This window comes from Nonomuraea sp. CA-143628 (assembly GCF_050942315.1).
GTDB lineage: Bacteria > Actinomycetota > Actinomycetes > Streptosporangiales > Streptosporangiaceae > Nonomuraea.
Genome location: NZ_CP192072.1, coordinates 2,341,991 through 2,359,207, shown reverse-complemented (window position 1 = coordinate 2,359,207; position 17,217 = coordinate 2,341,991). Strand labels below are relative to the sequence as shown.

Below are 17,217 nucleotides of genomic sequence, written 5' to 3'. Positions count from 1 at the left end.
TTATGCCAGGTCATCGGGCGAGAGTTCGGAGGTTCGCACGATACCGTGGCCGGTGTCTTGTCAGGTTTACTCGATCACATGCGTCCCAAAGCCGAACTCCATCTGCACATCGAAGGCACCCTCGAACCCGAGCTCGTCGTCGAGCTGGCCAGGCGCAACGGGATCGACCTGCCGACCTTCGACGCGGAGGCCATCAGGGCGCGCTACGACTTCGCCGATCTCCAGTCGTTCCTGGACATCTACTACGAGAACATGGCGGTTCTCCGCACCGACCGGGACTTCTACGACCTCGCCACCGCCTACCTTGGGCGGGCCCAGGCGCAGGGCGTACGGCATGCCGAGATCTTCTTCGACCCGCAGGCGCATCTGATCAGGGGCGTGTCGCTGGAGGCGGTGTTCGGCGGGCTGTCGGCCGCACTCAAGGACAGCGACGTCTCAGCGGCCCTGATCATGTGCTTCCTGCGTGACCGGGGTGCCGAGGAGGCCGAGCAGGTGCTGCGGGCCGCGTTGCCGTACCGGGACCACTTCATCGGCGTCGGGCTGGACTCGGCGGAGGTCGGTCATCCGCCGGCGCTGTTCCGCCGGGTGTTCGACATGGCGGCCGCGGAGGGCCTGCGCCGGGTCGCGCACGCTGGCGAGGAGGGCGGCCCCGACTACGTGTGGGAGGCCCTGGACGTGCTCAAGGTGGAGCGGGTGGACCACGGCATCCGCGCCATGGAGGACCCCTCGCTGGTCGCCCGCCTGCGGGAGGAGCGGATCCCGCTGACGGTGTGCCCGCTGTCGAACGTCCGGCTGCGCACGGTACCGTCGCTGCGGGACCACATCCTGCCCGCGATGCTGGACGAGGGCCTGATGGTGACGGTCAACTCCGATGATCCGGCGTACTTCGGCGGGTATGTCGAGGACAACTACCGGGCGCTGCGCGACGAGCTGGGCATGACGGACGCGCAACTGGACCAGATCGCCCGCAACTCCTTCGAGGCGTCGTTCATCGAGGTGCCGTCAGCCGGTCAATAGGGCGTGTCGGGGCTTCCGTCAGCCGGTCAATGAGGCGTGGAGCGTCCGGAGGAGCCGGTTGAGTTCGGCCTGATCCTCCGGCTCCAGGCCGTCGAGGAATTCGCGTTCGATCGCGGTGGCGGCCGTGGCGAGGGCGTCCGCGGCGGCCCGCCCTTCCTCGGTGAGCCCGATGACCCGTCGCCGCCGATCCGCGGCGTCGACCTGCCGGTCCACCAGCCCGCGAGCGACCAGGCCGTCCACAATGGGCACGGCGTTGCGGGGATCGACCGCGATGAACCGGGCCAGGGCCTGCTGCCCCAGCGCCCCGTACTCCCGAAGCGCGAGCAGGACCCCGTGCTGGTGCGGCGTCAGGTTGTGGCTGCGCAGCATGCCGACCCAACTGCGCCCGGCCAGCGTCCCGAGCCGGGCGAGCAGGTATCCCGTCCCTCTCTCGAACGGCAGGTCTTCCATGAGGAGAGCGTAGCCCACACTAGACATGAATCATGATAGACATGATCCATGTCTAATCCTGTGCGACCCACCTATCTCGTCACCGGCGCGACCAGCGGCATCGGTGAGGCGATCGCCACGCGACTCGCCGGCGACGGCGCGCACGTCCTGATCGGCGCGCGAACAGTGGCGAGCGGTCACGCGGCCGCGGCCCGCTTACGGTCCCGCGCCCCGGACGCCCGGCTCGACGTCGTGACCGCCGACCTGTCCGAGATGGCGCAGGTACGGTCACTGGCCGGGCAAGTGCGGCAGCACACCGCCCGGCTCGACGGGCTCATACTCAACGCCGCCGAGGTACGGAGCCGGCGCGAGCTCACCAGCGAAGGATTCGAGGTCACCTTCGCCACCAACCATCTGTCGGGATTCCTGCTCGCCCACCTGCTGCTGCCATCGCTGATGGACGCCGCGCCCGCCAGGATCGTGGCACTGACCTCGTCGAACCACGCCCACGTCAAGCGGCTGGACCTGGACGCCCTGGAAACCGGCCACGTCCAGAGTTACTCGACGACGAAGCTGCTCAACATCCTGTTCGTGACGGAGTTCGCCCGGCGCGCGGGGAAGAACGTGGTGACCGCGAACGCCGCCGACCCCGGGTTCGTCCGCACCAATCTGGGGCGCCATGCCACCGGGGCGTTCGGCCTCTTCCTCAAGGCGACGCGCCCGTTCCAGGACGCACCTGAGAAGGCCGCGGCCACCGCGCTCCACCTCGCCACCTCACCCGAGGTCGCCTCGACCAGCGGCGGCTACTTCGCCAAGAGCCGCCCGGGGAAGCCGAGCGGCCTCTCCCAAGATCCGGTCATCGCCGGCCGGCTGTGGGACCTCAGCGCCAAGCTCCTGATCCACAAGGGCCTCGCCGCGCCGGACGAGCTGATGTGAGCAGGGGACCCGAAACCGCCGGGGCGGATGACGGCGCAGGATGGGTTGACTCTAGGTTCGGAAGGAGAAGGAAGGACATCCGGTGAACACATCCTTGGCCGACTACCTCGACAGCCTCTACCAGCTGGGCCGCGACCATGACGCGCCCCTGGCCGACCGGCTGCTGCGGCTGCGCAACATGACCCCGGGCGCGGCGGGCCTCGTCGCGCTGCTGATCCGCGTCCAGGGGAGCCGGCGGGTGCTGGAGATCGGTACGTCCAACGGCTATTCGGCGATCTGGTTCGGCGACGCCCTACGGGACACCGGGGGGCATCTGGAGACAGTGGAGATCGACGCCTCAAGGGTCGCCCAGGCGCGGGCCAACATCGCGGCGGCCGAGGTGGCCGACCACGTGACCGTGATCCACGCGGATGGCGGGGAGGTGCTGGCGGCCAGCCCGGACGGGTCGGTCGACCTGGTGGTGCTCGACGCGGAACGGCCCGCGTACGTGGGTTACTGGCCGCAGTTGCAGCGGGTGCTCACCCCTCGGGGTGTCGTCGCGGTGGACAACGCGCTCAGCCATCAGGAGCAGGTGGCGGCCTTTCGTGACCTGGTGACGGCGGACGGGCGGTTCGCCGTACAGCTGCACGAGGTCGGCGACGGGGTGCTCACGGTGGTGCGGCTGTAGCAGGCCGTGGCGCCTTGACCAGGCTATTTACCAGGCTACTTCTGTACGGGTTTCGGCGCGTGGGACGCCAGGTCGAGGATCTCGTCGACCGACCACTGGTCGTAGGCGTGCTCGCCGTACTTGGCGGCGAGCACCCGGCCGTCCCGCCCGATCAGGAAGTCGGCGGGCAGGCCCAACCGGCCGCCATGCGGCTTGGCCGCCGGGGCGCGTTCGCGACCCCGCAGGACCCGCCACGTGGTCACGGCGACCACGCGGAGGATCGTCCCCCACACGCGCGGGTCGAGCAGCGAGCGGGCCGCCGACTCCACGCCGAACTCGACGTACAGCAGCTTGCCCGGGTCGGCGATCACCGGGAAGGGCAGATCGGGCGTGTGCTCGGCCAGCTCTTCGGCGGGTGAGTGGAAGACCACGACCTCGCGGACGCCCGCCGCCTCGATCTCGTCGTGCCTGCGCACGATGGACCGCAGATGCAGGTTGCAGACCGGACACCCGGCGAACCGACGGAACTGCAGATGGACCAGCCGCTCCGGGTCAGGGATGGCGACCGCCTCACCGGACACCGCGCTCAGCTCTCTGGCATCGACGACACGCATCTGAACCCCCTATAGGCGTACGGGATACGCTTACGATGATAGGCGTATGCCGTACGCTGTCAACTGTCATGCCGCGACCCCGTTCACTCACTCCCGACCAGCTGGCCACGGCCGCCCTCGCCGTCATCGACCGCGACGGCCTGGCCGGGCTGTCGATGCGCGCGGTCGCGCAGGAGATCGGCATGAGCACCATGGGTCTCTACCGCTACGTCGACGACCGTGGCGAGCTCGAACAACTCGTCATCGACCGCGTTCTCGACAACGTCGACACGATGCCGCCCGACAAGAGTCGACCCTGGCGCGAGCGGATCGAGATCATGGTCGAGCGGCTGCGCGTCGTCGTGGGCTCCCACCCGTGGCTCGTGCTGCTGATCGTCGCCCATCGGCACCGGTCGGTGGCCATACTGCGCTGGTCAGAGCCGTTGGCGGCCATCCTCGCCGAGGCCGGGCTGGACGGGCGCGAGCGGGTGGTCGCGCTGCGCTCCCTGCTCGCGTACGTGGTGGGGGCGATCCAGATCGAACAGCTCGGACCGCTGGCCGGAGCGGGCACCCAGGTCATCGCAGACCGGGCCGAGCTCCCCTACCTGTCCGAGACCGCCGGGCATGCCCACGACGTCACCACGGACGAGGAGTTCCACGGCGGGCTCGCCCTCCTGCTGCGAGGCATAGGCGCGGGCACGGACACGCGCTGAAGCTGGGGCACGGCACGGACACGCGCTAAGTCGGCGGCGCGGGAAGCGACCGGCGTCCCTCGCGCGCGAGTGTCGTCACGAGCAGAAGCACGAGCACCGCGGCGATGACGGTGAGCCCGGCGGCCACCCCCACACTGGGCGCGGCGAACACGGTGAGGACCACGAGCACCGCCGCCACGCCGATCGCCTCCGGCCGCACGACGGTCCTGCTCACCAGGGGGGCATGCAGAGTCCACAGCAGGACGAGCATGACGACGACCGGGATGGCGACCGAGGCCACCACCGCCCGCGCATCCGCCGCGATGTGGTGCTCCCCCTCCCCTGCCGACGCCACCGCGACCTCAAGCCCAGCGCCGAGCGCGGCGAGCGCCGCGAAGATCAGGTAGTGCCCGTATCCCCAGACGAAGGACTGTTCCCGTCGCTCCTCAAGCCCGTCGCCGGCCGGCTCGGAGAAGTAGATCCACCACAGCGCGAAAAGGATGACCAGGCCGGTCATCGCGATGACGACGAGATCGACGCTCAGCCCGTGGGCGACCGCGCCCTGCACCGCGTTCGTCGCCGCGAGCACGCTCTCGCCGAGCAGAATGATGGTGAACAGCCCGTAGCGCTCGGCGATGTGGTGCGGGTGCCAGCTCGTCGAGCCCGTACGCTCCGCGATCGGCGGCACCGAGAGGTCGAGGACCGCGCACACGATGAACAACCAGACCGGCCCGCCCCCCGGTAGCGCGAGCTTGGACACCCAGAGCACTTGAACGAACGAGATGCCGATCGCGTAGCGCAGCGCCGTCGCCCGTCCCTCGGGGTGCGCGACCGCCGCGCGCAGCCACAGGCTCACGAGCCCAACGCGCATGACGAGGTAGCCGATCGTCACGACGGTGAAGTCGCCCTCGAACGCCGCGGGCACCCCGGCCGCGAGCACCAGCACGCCGGCCATCTGCAGGAGCGTCATGACGCGGTACGGAACGTCGTCGGTGTCGTACGCGGAGGCGAACCAGGTGAAGTTCATCCACGCCCACCAGATGGCGAAGAAGACCATGAGGAAGGGCCCGACCGCTTCGAGGCCGTGCCCCTGCTCGGTGGCGTGGGCGAGCCGGCCCACGATCTGGGACACCGCGGCGACGAAGGTGAGATCGAAGAGCAGCTCGAGCGGGCTCGAGACACGATGCGGCTCGGTCAGGTCGCGAGCGGCCATGCGGGTCCGGAGCGGCGACATGTGCCTACCCTATTGACCTGCGCCTGCCTTGTTGACCGGCGGCTGCCGGTCCCCGGCGAGTGGGGACCGGCAGCGGGACTACTTGAGCCAGAGCATGTAACCGGTGGGCACGTCGGTGCACTTGTACGCGTTGAAGTTCTCGCGCACGTACTGCTGACCCGCGTCGACGCAGGCCCGCATGCTGCCGTAGACCCCGTAGGGCTGCCAGCTGGCCGCCTGGGCCGGCAGGCCGAGCCCCAGGACCGCCAGGACGGCGATTCCCGCGCCCGCTACCGCTGTCCGTACACGCATTCTTGACTCCCTTTCACCACTGGGGCAATGCACAGAGATCATCGCAGTGGCGAACGAGCCGGGTGAGCGGCAAGACATATCAAGTGATCTAGTCAATATCAGCAGCTATCGCCCTTGCAGACGACCGTTCCCGCATGACACAAAGGAAGGTCCGGCGGTTGCGTTAGATCGTGGCCCAGAGCGCCCAGAACGGGCTGTCCCACAGGCAGTCCCAGTATTCGCCGTCTCCGGAGTACCTTTTGCCCGCCTTCTCGCACTCCTTGAGGGTCCTGTGGGTGCTGATGATGTGGGCCTTCTTGGTCGTGGCGACATCCGCGCTCGCGGACACGCTGGTGCAGAGTGTCGCCGCCATCGTCAGGGCGGCCGCTGAGACCACCACGCTCATGACCTTGTTCCGCATGGAGCACCTGCTCTCGCTCGGTTACCAGAAGAGCGTCGCAGGGAAGGCTTCCGTATCTCTTCTCAAGAACTTCCGGCAAAGCACAGGCCGAGCCACACACTCGTCCGCCTCACTGATGCGCGAAGGCCAGCGCGCTTTCCTGCTTGGCGTCGACCACGCCCGCCCTCCCGCTTCCGGCCGTGCTCGCTCAGCGCGAACGAGTGACGGCGGCCAAGGCGGCGACAGCCAGTGGGAAGAGGGCGACCTCGCCGGCCGAGGAGAAGCCACGCCCCAATGGCCCAATGGTCGTTGGCCGTCGCGTCCGGGTGGATGGGAAGAGGGCGACCTCGCCGGCCGAGGAGAAGCCACGCCCCAATGGCCCAATGGTCGTTGGCCGTCGCGTCCGGGTGGATGCGATGAACCCCTTTGGGGGTACCGAACTCGGTACGTGTCGCCCGACACACGCGAGGGACGTCATCGGCTCGGCCAGGATGAAGGCCCAAACAGCCGCACCTCGCGACAGCGCGAGGGCGCAGCCCTCGCCTCGGGCAAACGCCCGAGCGTAGCGAGGACCACGCCCTTGTGGGGGTGTGGGGGGCGCCGAGCCCCCCACAAAACACAGCCCGAGCCATTGGGCGAAGCCCCCGAAACGAGGACCTCGCCTGTAGCCCCAAAGAAAGCACAGCCCGAGCGTAGCGAGGCCCTTTGGTTATGCCTTGAGCCAGCTCATCATCGGGCGCAGCTTGGCGCCGGTCTTCTCGATCGGGTTCTCGGCCAGCTCCTCGCGGTGCCGCGTGAACTCCTTCTGGCCGCCGTCGAACTCCTCCACCAACTGCCGGGCGAACGTGCCGTCCTGGATCTCGCCCAGGATCCGGCGCATCTCGGCGCGGGTCTCGTCGGTGATGACACGCGGGCCACGGGTGTAGCCGCCGTACTCCGCCGTGTCCGACACCGACCAGTACATCTTCGAGATGCCGCCCTCGTACATGAGGTCGACGATCAGCTTCATCTCGTGCAGGCACTCGAAGTAGGCCACCTCAGGCTGGTAGCCCGCCTCGATCAGCGTCTCGAACCCGGCCTTGATCAGCTCCGACACGCCACCGCACAGCACGGCCTGCTCACCGAACAGGTCGGTCTCGGTCTCCTCGGTGAACGTGGTGCGCAGCGCCCCGGCCCGGGTGCCACCGATGCCCTTGGCATACGACAGGGCGAGGTCGAGCGCCTTGCCCGAGGCGTCCTTCTCCACCGCCACCAGCACCGGCACACCGCGCCCGGCCTCGAACTGGCGGCGCACCAGGTGACCCGGACCCTTGGGGGCGACCATGCAGACGTCGACGCCCTCGGGAGCCTCGATGAGGCCGTAGCGGATGTTCAGGCCGTGGCCGAAGAACAGCGCGTCGCCCTCGACCAGGTTCGGCGCGACGTGCTCGGCGTACAGGTGGCGCTGGATGTGGTCCGGCGCCAGGATCATCGTGAGGTTCGCCTCCTCGACCGCCTCCGAAGGCGTCAGGACGCGCAGGCCGTCGTTCTCGGCCTTCTCCCGGCTCTTGGAGCCCTCCGGCAGGCCGACGCGCACGTCGACACCCGAGTCACGCAGGGAGAGCGCGTGGGCGTGGCCCTGGCTGCCGTACCCCAGCACGGCCACGTGACGCCCCTGGATGATCGAGAGGTCGGCCTGGTCGTCGTAGTAAATCTCGGTCACTTGCATAAACCTTTCAGGCGGTACGGTCCAGTGCCCTGAGGGACCGGTCGGTGATGGAACGGGCGCCGCGGCCGATGGCCACCATGCCCGATTGGACGAGCTCCTTGATCCCGAACGGTTCGAGTACCTTGACGAAGGCCTCGAGCTTGTCCGGAGTTCCGGTGACCTCGATGGTCACGGCGTCGGCCGCCACGTCGATGCAGCGGGCGCGGAAGAGCTGGACGAGCTCCAGCACGTGCGAGCGGCTGTCGGCGTCGGCCTTGACCTTGACCAGCATGAGCTCGCGCTGCACGGACTGGCCCGGGTCGAGCTCGACGATCTTGAGCACGTTCACCAGCTTGTTGAGCTGCTTGGTGACCTGCTCCAGTGGCAGCTCCTCGACGCTCACGACGATGGTCATGCGTGAGATGTCGTCGTGCTCGGTCTGCCCGACGGCCAGCGAGTCGATGTTGAAGCCACGCCTGCTGAACAGCGCGGACACGCGCGCGAGCACGCCCGGCTTGTTCTCGACAAGCACAGAAAGCGTATGCCTGGTCATTCTTCGCTCTCCCACTTCGGCGCCATGTCACGGGCGATCTTGATGCTGTCGTTGCTCGTGCCCGCCGCGACCATCGGCCAGACCATCGCGTCCTGGTGGACCACGAAGTCGACCACGACGGGCACGTCGTTGATCTCCATGGCCTTCTTGATGGTCGCGTCGACGTCTTCCGGCCGCTCGCACCGCAGCCCGACACAACCATAGGCCTCCGCCAGTTTGACGAAGTCGGGGATCCGGCGTGTCGTCTGGAGGTCGGAGTTGGAGTAGCGCTGGTCGTAGAAGAGCGTCTGCCATTGGCGGATCATGCCGAGGTTACCGTTGTTGATGATCGCGATCTTGACCGGCACGCCCTCGACGGCGCACGTGGCGAGCTCCTGGTTGGTCATCTGGAAGCAGCCGTCGCCGTCGATGGCCCACACGGTGCTCTCCGGCCGCCCCATCTTGGCGCCCATGGCGGCCGGGACGGCGAAGCCCATCGTGCCGAGGCCGCCGGAGTTGATGAACGTGCCCGGGTTCTCGTAGTCGATGAACTGCGAGGCCCACATCTGGTGCTGCCCCACGCCCGCCACGTAGTAGGTGTCGGGCCCGGCGATGGCGCTGAGCCGCTGCATGACGTACTGGGGGGCCAGCGACCCGTCCTCGAACTCGTCGTAGCCGAGCGGGTAGGTCTCCTTCATGCCGTTGAGCAGCTTCCACCAGTCGGCGTAGTCACCCTCCTGCCCGGCGGCCTCGATGACGGCGAGCAGGTCGGTGATGACCTCCTTGCAGTCGCCCACGATCGGCACGTCGGCGTGACGGTTCTTGGAGATCTCCGCCGGGTCGATGTCGGCGTGCACGACCTTGGCGTTCGGCGCGAACGTCGAGAGCTGGCCGGTCACCCGGTCGTCGAAGCGCACGCCCAGGCCGATGAGCAGGTCGGACTTCTGCAGTGCGCCGACGGCCGTGACACTGCCGTGCATGCCCGGCATGCCCATGTGCTGGGGATGGCTGTCGGGGAACGTGCCGCGCGCCATCAACGTGGTGACGACCGGGATGTTGGTGAGCTCGGCCAGCTGGAGCAGCTCGGGCGCGGCGCCTGCCTTGTGCACTCCGCCGCCCACGTAGAGCACCGGGCGCTTGGCCTCGGCGATCAGCTTCGCGGCCTCGCGGATCTGCTTGGAGTGCGGCCTGGTCACCGGGCGGTAGCCGGGCAGCTGCATGGTCGGCGGCCAGCTGAACGTGGCGTCGGCCTGCAGCGCGTCCTTGGAGATGTCGACCAGCACCGGACCGGGACGGCCCGTGGAGGCGATGTGGAAGGCCTCCACGATCGTGCGGGGGATGTCCTGCGGATCGGTGACCAGGAAGTTGTGCTTGGTGATCGGCATGGTGATGCCGGAGATGTCGGCTTCCTGGAAGGCGTCCGTGCCGATCGCCCCGCTGGCCACCTGGCCGGTGATCGCCACGATCGGCACCGAGTCCATGTAGGCGTCGGCGATGGGCGTGACCAGGTTCGTCGCACCCGGTCCGCTGGTCGCCATGCAGACCCCGACCCGGCCCGTGGCCTGCGCGTATCCCTCGGCCGCGTGGCCCGCGCCCTGCTCGTGCCGTACGAGCACGTGCCGGACCTTGGTCGAGTCGTACAGGGGATCGTAGGCGGGCAGGATGGCGCCGCCGGGGATCCCGAACACAGTGTCGACTCCCACGTGCTCCAGCGCCCTGACCAGGGCCTGTGCACCTGTCATCCGTTCGGTCATCGGCTCGTTCCTTGCGTGGCTACACCTTAAGGACATAAAAAATGCCCCATCCACCCGAGGGTGGTAGTGGGGCGGCGCGCAGGCGGTAGTGCTTCGCTATCGGCCTGCGCGCCGGCGAAGTACTACGAGAATCTCACTGCGAAGCATGGCCACACCTTAGCCCCTGTGCGGGCCCTGATGTCAACTTCTTGGGACAGATGTCTCAAACCGTGAGACTGGTCCTCATCAGTGAGTCCACTCCGCGAGCCGCCATCGGGCGTGCAACCAGGAAACCCTGGCCCCTGGTGCAGCCCATTTCCCGCAGGAGTTCGAGCTGCTCGGGGCGTTCGATGCCCTCGGCCACCACGATGAGGCCCAGGTCGTGGCCGAGCCGGACGATCGTGCGGGTGAGCAGGGTCAGGGTCTCGTCGCGGCCCAGCCCGGACACGAACGACGGGTCGATCTTGATCATGTCGACCGGGAGCTGCCTGAGGAAGGCCAGCGAGGCGTAGCCGGTGCCGAAGTCGTCGATGGCCAGGCGTACGCCCAGGGCGCGCAGCTCGGACAGCCGCTTGACCGTCTCCTCGGCGTCCTCGACGAGCATCTCCTCGATCACCTCAAGGGTGAGGGCGGAGGCGGGCAGCCCACTCTCGGCGAGCGCCTCCTCGACCGTCTCGACGAAGCGCGGCGCGGTGATCTGGCGGGCCGACAGGTTGAGCGACAGCCCGATGTCCCAGGAGGAGGCCCGCCAGGCGGCCACCTCGCGGCACGCCTCGTGCAGGATCCACTCGCCCAGCGGCACGATCAGGCCGGTGTCCTCGGCCGGGCCGAGGAACTGGTCCGGCGGGACGAACTCCGAGCCGCGCCACCACCGCACCAGCGCCTCCACCGCGGTCACCCGGGAGGTGGCCAGGTCGACGACCGGCTGGTATTCGATGGCGAACTGGTGCTCGATCAGCGCCCGCTGCAGGTCGGCCGCCAGCTCCAGCCTGCGTACCACGTCGGCGTGCATCTGCGCGGCGAACACCTCCACCCGGCGCCCGCCCAGCTCCTTGGCCCTGGCCATGGCCACGTCGGCGTTGCGGATGAGATCGCCGGAGGGCATGTCCTCCTCGACGAAGGCCACCCCCACGCTCGCGGTCAGCGCCACGTCGCGGTCGGCCACCCGGAACGGCTCCTGCGAGACCGCCCTGACCAACCGCTCGGCCAGGTCGACCGCCAGTTGCGCCTCACCGCCGGTCTCCAGCAGCACCGCGAACTCGTCGCCGCCCCACCGGGCGAGCGTGTCGTCGGGGCGTACGGCCCCGCGCAGCCTGCGCGCGGCCTGCCCGAGCAGGTAGTCGCCGCTGGCATGGCCGACGGAGTCGTTGACCGAGGTGAACCCGTCAAGGTCGAGGAAGATCACCGCCACGTGGCCGGACATCCGGCCGGACAGCACCTCGCGCGTGCGCTCCTCGAAGTAGGAGCGGTTGGGCAGCCCGGTGACGCCGTCGTGGAAGGTCAGGTGAGCGACCTGGTTGCGCAGGGCCTCCTCGTCGCTCACGTCCCGGGTGGTCACCAGCAGCTGGTCCTCACCGCCCACGTGGCGGGTGGCGACGGACTCGGTGGGCCGCCAGGTGCCGTCGGCCGCGCGCACGCGGCAGGCGATCAGACAGGCGCCGGACGTGGCGCCCTCGTCGTCGAGGCCCATCGCGTTCAGCGCGGCCTGGATGCCGGGGACGTCTTCGGGGTGGATGTAGTCGAAGATCGACCCGCCGACGAGATCCTCGGGGCGGTAGCCGTAGGTCACCTGCATCCCGGCGCCGATCTCGTACATGAGGCCGTCGTAGTCGCAGATGAACACCACGTCGCCGGTGCTCTCGGCCAGCTCCCGGAGCTGCCGGTCGCCGAGCGAGACCTTCCTGCGCAGCCGGACGTTGGCGGCGGCGAGCACGAACAGGCGTACGACCAGCAGCAGGACCACCGAGGCGATGAGCACGACGACGCCGGTGACCGGCGTCTGCGGCTGGCCGCCCACCAGGTGCACGAGCAGCGTGCAGGTCGCGACCGCGACCAGCGCCATCGGCACCGTCGCGATCAGGTTGCCGATACCGCTGCCGCTCGCGCGGGTCTGCGGCTCGGCGGGGCGCGGCCCCCAGGGCACGGCGGCCAGGAGCAGGAACGCCACGGGCGCGATCATGATGCTCCACGTCGGCGGCACACCGCCGGTGAGGCGCGCGGTCGCGGTCGCCACCCCGGCGACCGAGATGGTGGCGAGCACGCCGGTGCCGGCGAGCCCGAGGGGCCAGGCCGCGGTCCTGCTGGTGATCACGGAGGGGATCACGGCGCAGGTCACCAGCAGCGCGATCATCGGTGGCACCATGGCGAAGGTGAACATCGCCGGGTCGGCGGCCTCGGCGTAGACCTGCCGCAGCGCCACCACCCAGGCGATCACGAAGAGTGAGGCGGCGCACAGGTAGGCGCCGGTGACGTGGCGCAGCACCACGGCGGCGGGCAGCCTGCGCCGGGCCGCGATGAGGACGCCGCCCGCGGTGAGCACCACGCCGAGCAGCACGAGCAGGTCCGCGAAACTCACCGCGACGCTGGAGGTGTCGGCGATCGGACGCACCCCGACCCCGGCGGCCCAGACGATGGCGCCACTGCCCATCCAGCGGGCGCCCATCGCGGTCGAGCGGTGCTCGTCCAGTTTGACCGAGGCGACGAGCAGGGAGATTGCGGCGAGCAGCGCCGCGAGGAGTCCGGAGATCGCGCCGGTGAGCAGAGCCGGGCCGCCCGCAAGGAGCGCAGCCGCGAACCCCGCCGCACCGAACGCCGCCGCGGCGGTCAGCGGTGCCCGTGGATCACGCCAGCGGATCACAGTCGTTAGCCCATCCCGTCTCGAACACTGTCCAGTGATCGCCGAAGTCCGGTCGATCACATCGCCAGTGTGTGCGTTTGCGGGTGTGCGGGTGGTGACAACAGCGATGTCGTCACCGATCTGATAACCACACAGACCAATTGCCCCGAAGATTCACTTGACAGTGAGTCAGGAATCCTCAGTTAGAGGCAACCGTACGCACCGAAGGTCACGGGCCAGCCACGTTCCGGAATCCTCTCAATACGTGTCGGTGATGATGTTGTTCAGCTGCTCACCGGACAGGTAGCGGAGGAGCTGCGAGCGCATCAGGCGCAGCATGCGCCGCCCGGACGCGGGGGTGCTGCCCGCGATGTGCGGGGTGATCAGCAAGCCGGGCGCGCTCCACAGGGGATGGCCCGCCGGAAGGGGTTCGGGGGCGGTCACGTCCAGGGCCGCCCGCAGCCGGCCGGTCTTCAGCTCCGCGACGAGGGCGTCGGTGTCGACGACGCCGCCGCGCGCCGCGTTGACCAGCACCGCGCCGTCCTTCATCCGGGCCAGGAACCCGGCGTCGACCATCCCGGCGGTCTCCGGCGTGGCGGGCACGAGCAACACCACGACGTCGGCGTCCGGCAGCAGCGCGGGCAGCTCGTCCAGGGGGTGCACGCCGTCACGCGCGCTCCTGGCCACCCGGACGACCTCGACCTCGAAGCCGCCGAGCCGCCGCTCCAGCGCCGCGCCGATGGAGCCGTAGCCCACGATCAGCACGGTGGAATCGGCCAGTACGTCCGTATGGTGGTAGGTCCACTCCCCCTGACGCTGCGCGTCGACGAACCCCGGGAACTCCCGCAGCACCGCGATCATCGCGCCCACCGCCCACTCGGCGGTCCCGGCGTCGTGCACGCCGCGCGCGTTGCACAGCACCGCGCCGTCCGGCATGTGGGGCCGGTACGGTTCCACGCCCGCGCTCACGGTCTGTACGAGACGCAGCGAGGTCATCGCGGCCAGCAGGCCCGGCACGTCCGGAACGGTGATCAGCGGCGGGATCCACACCTCCACCTGACCTACGCCATCGGGAACTGGCCCCGTACCGTCATAAATATCGCATTCCACCCCGGGCAGATCGGTCAAAACCCCGGCAACGGCATCAGACGGGACCCAGATCTTCATGCCGAGAACCTTACGGCCAGGGAGGAAGTATGGAACACATGGGAAAGCTCATGACTCTGATGCTGCTCGCTATGTTGACCGCCTGCTCCAGCGCCGGAGGGGCGGTGCCGGACGCGGCCGTCGCCGCCGCGCCGCCGCCCGGTGAGCCGAAGACGGTGGCGCGTGATCTGGCGGTGCCGTGGGGGATCGCCTTCGTCCCCGGCGGCGACGCGCTGGTGACCGAGCGCGACACGGCCAGACTGCTGCGCGTGACGCGGGCCGGCAAGGTCACCGAGGTGGGCCGCATCGCCGGGGTCACCCCCGATGGCGAGGGCGGGCTGATGGGCGTGGCGGTCAAGGGGGATCAGGTCTTCGTCTACTTCACCGCCGCCGACGACAACCGGATCGTCCGCTACCGGTTCACCGGCGACACCGTGTCCGACCCGAAGGTGTCCGACCCGAAAGTAATCTTGCGGGGCATCCCCAAGGGCGCCATCCACAACGGCGGCCGGCTGGCGTTCGGGCCCGACGGCTTCCTGTACGCCACCACGGGCGAGACGGGCGACCGGCAGCTCGCCCAGCGGCGCGACTCCCTCGGCGGCAAGATCCTGCGCATGACGGTGGACGGCGCCCCCGCGCCCGGCAACCCGTTCGGCACGCTGGTCTACAGCCTCGGCCACCGCAACGTCCAGGGCCTGGCCTGGGACCCGGCGGGCCGGTTGTACGCCTCGGAGTTCGGCCAGAACGCCTTCGACGAGGTCAACCTCATCAAGCCGGGCGCCAACTACGGCTGGCCCGAGGTGGAGGGCAAGGGCGACGACCCGAGGTTCGTCAACCCGATCATCACCTGGCCCACGTCGGAGGCCTCACCGTCCGGCGCGGCCTACGCGGCGGGCTCCCTCTGGGTGGCCGCGCTGCGCGGGGAGCGCCTGTGGCAGATCCCCCTCGGTCAGGACGGCTCGGCCGGGGCGCCGGTCGCCCACTTCACCGACACGTACGGCCGGCTCCGCGGCCTGGCCACGGCTCCTGACGGCATGCTGTGGCTGTCCACCAGCAACAAGGACGGCCGTGGTGACCCCAGGGACGGCGACGACCGCATCCTGTCCGTGAACCCAAGCCGCTCCTAGCCGCCAGGCTCCCACGACGAACCGCCTTCATCCGCTCCCCCGAAGGGGGTTTCCCCCCAAAAGGACACCAGCCACGACGGTCGTGTCACGAACCACCGAGGGACCTAGTTACCAGCGACGCACGTGGTCTGTGCCTGCGGCCGGTACTTCGTGGACAGCTTCTTGTCCCGCTTGACTTCCTTGCCGTCCTTGACGAACACGCGGGTCACGTCGATCGTGAACCCCTGCTCCCCGACCGTGGCCATGCACCCGGGGGCGGTGCTGGTCTCACGACGGAACGGGGTGAAGTCCCGCTTCTCCGACTCGACAGCGTCGATCTTGTCGTACCGCTTGGTGCTCCACAGCTGCACGGAGACCGAGGTCCCGGTCGACACCGTCTTGATCAGCACGCCGAAGTCGGAGTCGTTGCGCCACTTGAGGTCCAGGTCCGGGTACAGCAGGGCGGCGTCACGACCGGCCGGGTAGCGGGCGGCGTGGTAGTCCATCGCCGTGTGCGAGACGTCGTCGAACCCGCCGAAGAAGGCCGCGTTGTACATCGTGGTGGCGAACTGCGAGACCCCGCCGCCGACGATGGGCACCATCCGGCCGCCGACGATCTGCCCCGCCTGGACGTAGCCGCCCTCGACGGTGCGCTCGCCCACGACCTCGTTGAGCGAGAACGTCTCCCCCGGCTTCACCAGGTAGCCGTCGACCTGGGCCGCCATCCGCTGGATGTTCGTCACGCGGGGCAGGCAGCAGTCGAAGGTCGTGGTGAACTCGGCGACGTTCGTCTTGATGCCGAGCCCCGTCACCTCTTCGGTGGTCACCTTCGGCGGGACCACCGACAGGGTCACGGGGATGATCCGCGCGCCGTTGCCGCTGACCACCTTGGCCACGTCGCGGGCCAGCTGTTTGGCGTCGATCCCCCTGCCACGGCGTGCGGGGACCAGCACCGGCTTGCCGTTGACGATCTGGTAGGTGGCGTCCTGCGGCGCCTGCGCCGCGTCGACGAGCTTGCTCTCCACCGAGGAGAGCGCCGCCGCGGCGTTGAACTGCGGGGTCAGGCCGCCCTCGTCGTCGGAGACGAAGGTCAGGTTGGCGGCGATCACGGCCGGGAGCAGCTGGGCCTGCTTGGCGCCGAGCTTCAGCGTGAGAGGCGCGGCGACGGCCCGCTTGGCGGCGGCCTCGGCCTGCTTGAGGGCGGTCGGCGTGGTGTCGGGCTTGGCGGGCCTGAGGGTGAGGACGGCGGAGTCGCGACCGCGCAGGAAGGCGTCGGTGATCACGCGGACGGCGTCGGGCCGGTCGATCACCACGCCGTCGCGCGGCTCCGACGACACCGGCTGCCCGTTCTTGAAGGCCACCCGGCCGTCGCGCGGCTTCTTGTCGTAGGTCTCCGCCAGGCCCTCGACGGTCCTGGACAGCTGGGAGGCGTCGATGGTCATCTTCGGCTGGAGCTCGGTGGTGCCGGTGAGCCCCTTCCACACCTCGACCGGGCCGGGGAAGCCGCTGGGCGCCTGCCCGATCGTGCTCACCACGTCGAGCTCAAGGCCGGCCTCGTCGGCCTGGATGGTCTCCTTGCGGCCGGCGATGTCGACGACGACGGGCTTGTTCAGCTTGGCCGCGAGCTCGGTGCGGAGCTTGTCCGCCGCCTGCGTCACGGTGAGCCCGCCGATGTCCACCCCGGCCACGCGCGTGCCCCGCAGTACGGACCCCGACATGAGTACGGCCGGTACCAGGTACGCCAGCACGGCCAGGATCACCACGAGCAGCACCAACGCGGGCAGGAGGCGACGGCGGCGGGGCGGCTCGGGGTCGATGAAGGCGGGCAGCCGCTCGGAGCCGGAAACACCGAACACGGGGGCGGGAGGCTGGCGCCCCTCGTTCACCGGCCACGGCTGGGGCGGAGGCGCCACCGGCGGCAGAGCACCGCTGCCGTTCTGGCCATTCTGGCCGTTCTGCC

The 17,217-nt window shown here is 69.4% G+C and carries 16 protein-coding genes; 5 read left to right on the top strand and 11 right to left on the bottom strand.

Going from position 1 to position 17,217, the window contains the following annotated elements; all coding sequences use genetic code 11:
• The first annotated feature begins 78 nt into the window (after positions 1-78).
• Positions 79-1,017, top strand: coding sequence for an adenosine deaminase (locus tag ACQP2T_RS11015; RefSeq protein ID WP_433516050.1), 939 nt, complete (start codon positions 79-81; stop codon positions 1,015-1,017).
• An 18-nt stretch (positions 1,018-1,035) separates the two neighbouring features.
• Here the strand turns inward: ACQP2T_RS11015 and ACQP2T_RS11010 are convergent, their stop codons facing one another.
• Positions 1,036-1,467, bottom strand: a complete 432-nt coding sequence (locus ACQP2T_RS11010; RefSeq protein WP_433516049.1) for a MarR family winged helix-turn-helix transcriptional regulator — start codon at positions 1,465-1,467, stop codon at positions 1,036-1,038.
• A gap of 48 nt (positions 1,468-1,515) precedes the next feature.
• Between ACQP2T_RS11010 and ACQP2T_RS11005 the strand changes: the two genes are divergently transcribed.
• Together ACQP2T_RS11005 and ACQP2T_RS11000 are read left to right on the top strand one after the other, a co-directional pair.
• A complete protein-coding gene (locus tag ACQP2T_RS11005) occupies positions 1,516-2,382 on the top strand; it encodes an SDR family NAD(P)-dependent oxidoreductase (protein ID WP_433516048.1) in 867 nt (288 codons plus the stop codon).
• An 82-nt stretch (positions 2,383-2,464) separates the two neighbouring features.
• Positions 2,465-3,049: an O-methyltransferase gene (locus ACQP2T_RS11000; RefSeq protein ID WP_433516047.1), complete on the top strand. Its 585-nt coding sequence runs from the start codon at positions 2,465-2,467 to the stop codon at positions 3,047-3,049.
• Positions 3,050-3,084: 35 nt separating this feature from the next.
• On the opposite strand, the gene ACQP2T_RS10995 is transcribed toward ACQP2T_RS11000, so the two are convergent.
• Positions 3,085-3,642: a peroxiredoxin-like family protein gene (locus ACQP2T_RS10995; protein ID WP_433516046.1), complete on the bottom strand. Its 558-nt coding sequence runs from the start codon at positions 3,640-3,642 to the stop codon at positions 3,085-3,087.
• Positions 3,643-3,710: 68 nt separating this feature from the next.
• Between ACQP2T_RS10995 and ACQP2T_RS10990 the strand changes: the two genes are divergently transcribed.
• Positions 3,711-4,334, top strand: a complete 624-nt coding sequence (locus ACQP2T_RS10990; RefSeq protein WP_433516045.1) for a TetR/AcrR family transcriptional regulator — start codon at positions 3,711-3,713, stop codon at positions 4,332-4,334.
• A 25-nt stretch (positions 4,335-4,359) separates the two neighbouring features.
• Here ACQP2T_RS10990 and ACQP2T_RS10985 read toward each other — a convergent pair whose 3' ends face one another.
• The 8 genes from ACQP2T_RS10985 to ACQP2T_RS10950 form a co-directional block, all read right to left on the bottom strand.
• The gene (locus ACQP2T_RS10985; protein WP_433516044.1) at positions 4,360-5,547 is read right to left on the bottom strand and encodes a low temperature requirement protein A; all 1,188 of its coding nucleotides are present in this window, start codon (positions 5,545-5,547) and stop codon (positions 4,360-4,362) included.
• A gap of 78 nt (positions 5,548-5,625) precedes the next feature.
• Complete coding sequence (locus ACQP2T_RS10980) at positions 5,626-5,838, bottom strand: hypothetical protein (RefSeq protein ID WP_433516043.1); 213 nt, start codon at positions 5,836-5,838, stop codon at positions 5,626-5,628.
• Positions 5,839-6,001: 163 nt separating this feature from the next.
• Positions 6,002-6,238: a hypothetical protein gene (locus ACQP2T_RS10975; protein ID WP_433516042.1), complete on the bottom strand. Its 237-nt coding sequence runs from the start codon at positions 6,236-6,238 to the stop codon at positions 6,002-6,004.
• A 688-nt stretch (positions 6,239-6,926) separates the two neighbouring features.
• Entirely contained in the window at positions 6,927-7,910 is a 984-nt protein-coding gene (gene ilvC, locus ACQP2T_RS10970) for a ketol-acid reductoisomerase (protein ID WP_357950756.1), read from the bottom strand.
• Between the two features lie 22 nt (positions 7,911-7,932).
• Positions 7,933-8,457, bottom strand: coding sequence for an acetolactate synthase small subunit (gene ilvN, locus ACQP2T_RS10965; RefSeq protein WP_433516041.1), 525 nt, complete (start codon positions 8,455-8,457; stop codon positions 7,933-7,935).
• On the bottom strand, positions 8,454-10,190 hold the full coding sequence (locus tag ACQP2T_RS10960) for an acetolactate synthase large subunit (RefSeq protein ID WP_433516040.1): 1,737 nt from the start codon (positions 10,188-10,190) through the stop codon (positions 8,454-8,456). The genes ilvN and ACQP2T_RS10960 overlap by 4 nt, the downstream gene beginning before the upstream one ends.
• A 202-nt stretch (positions 10,191-10,392) precedes the next feature.
• On the bottom strand, positions 10,393-13,026 hold the full coding sequence (locus tag ACQP2T_RS10955) for a putative bifunctional diguanylate cyclase/phosphodiesterase (RefSeq protein WP_433516039.1): 2,634 nt from the start codon (positions 13,024-13,026) through the stop codon (positions 10,393-10,395).
• A 237-nt stretch (positions 13,027-13,263) separates the two neighbouring features.
• The gene (locus tag ACQP2T_RS10950; RefSeq protein ID WP_433516038.1) at positions 13,264-14,172 is read right to left on the bottom strand and encodes a 2-hydroxyacid dehydrogenase; all 909 of its coding nucleotides are present in this window, start codon (positions 14,170-14,172) and stop codon (positions 13,264-13,266) included.
• Between the two features lie 29 nt (positions 14,173-14,201).
• On the opposite strand from ACQP2T_RS10950, the gene ACQP2T_RS10945 reads away from it, so the two are divergent.
• A complete protein-coding gene (locus ACQP2T_RS10945) occupies positions 14,202-15,278 on the top strand; it encodes a PQQ-dependent sugar dehydrogenase (RefSeq protein WP_433516037.1) in 1,077 nt (358 codons plus the stop codon).
• A gap of 104 nt (positions 15,279-15,382) precedes the next feature.
• On the opposite strand, the gene ACQP2T_RS10940 is transcribed toward ACQP2T_RS10945, so the two are convergent.
• The gene (locus tag ACQP2T_RS10940) at positions 15,383-17,113 is read right to left on the bottom strand and encodes a VanW family protein (RefSeq protein ID WP_433516036.1); all 1,731 of its coding nucleotides are present in this window, start codon (positions 17,111-17,113) and stop codon (positions 15,383-15,385) included.
• Positions 17,114-17,217: the final 104 nt, after the last annotated feature.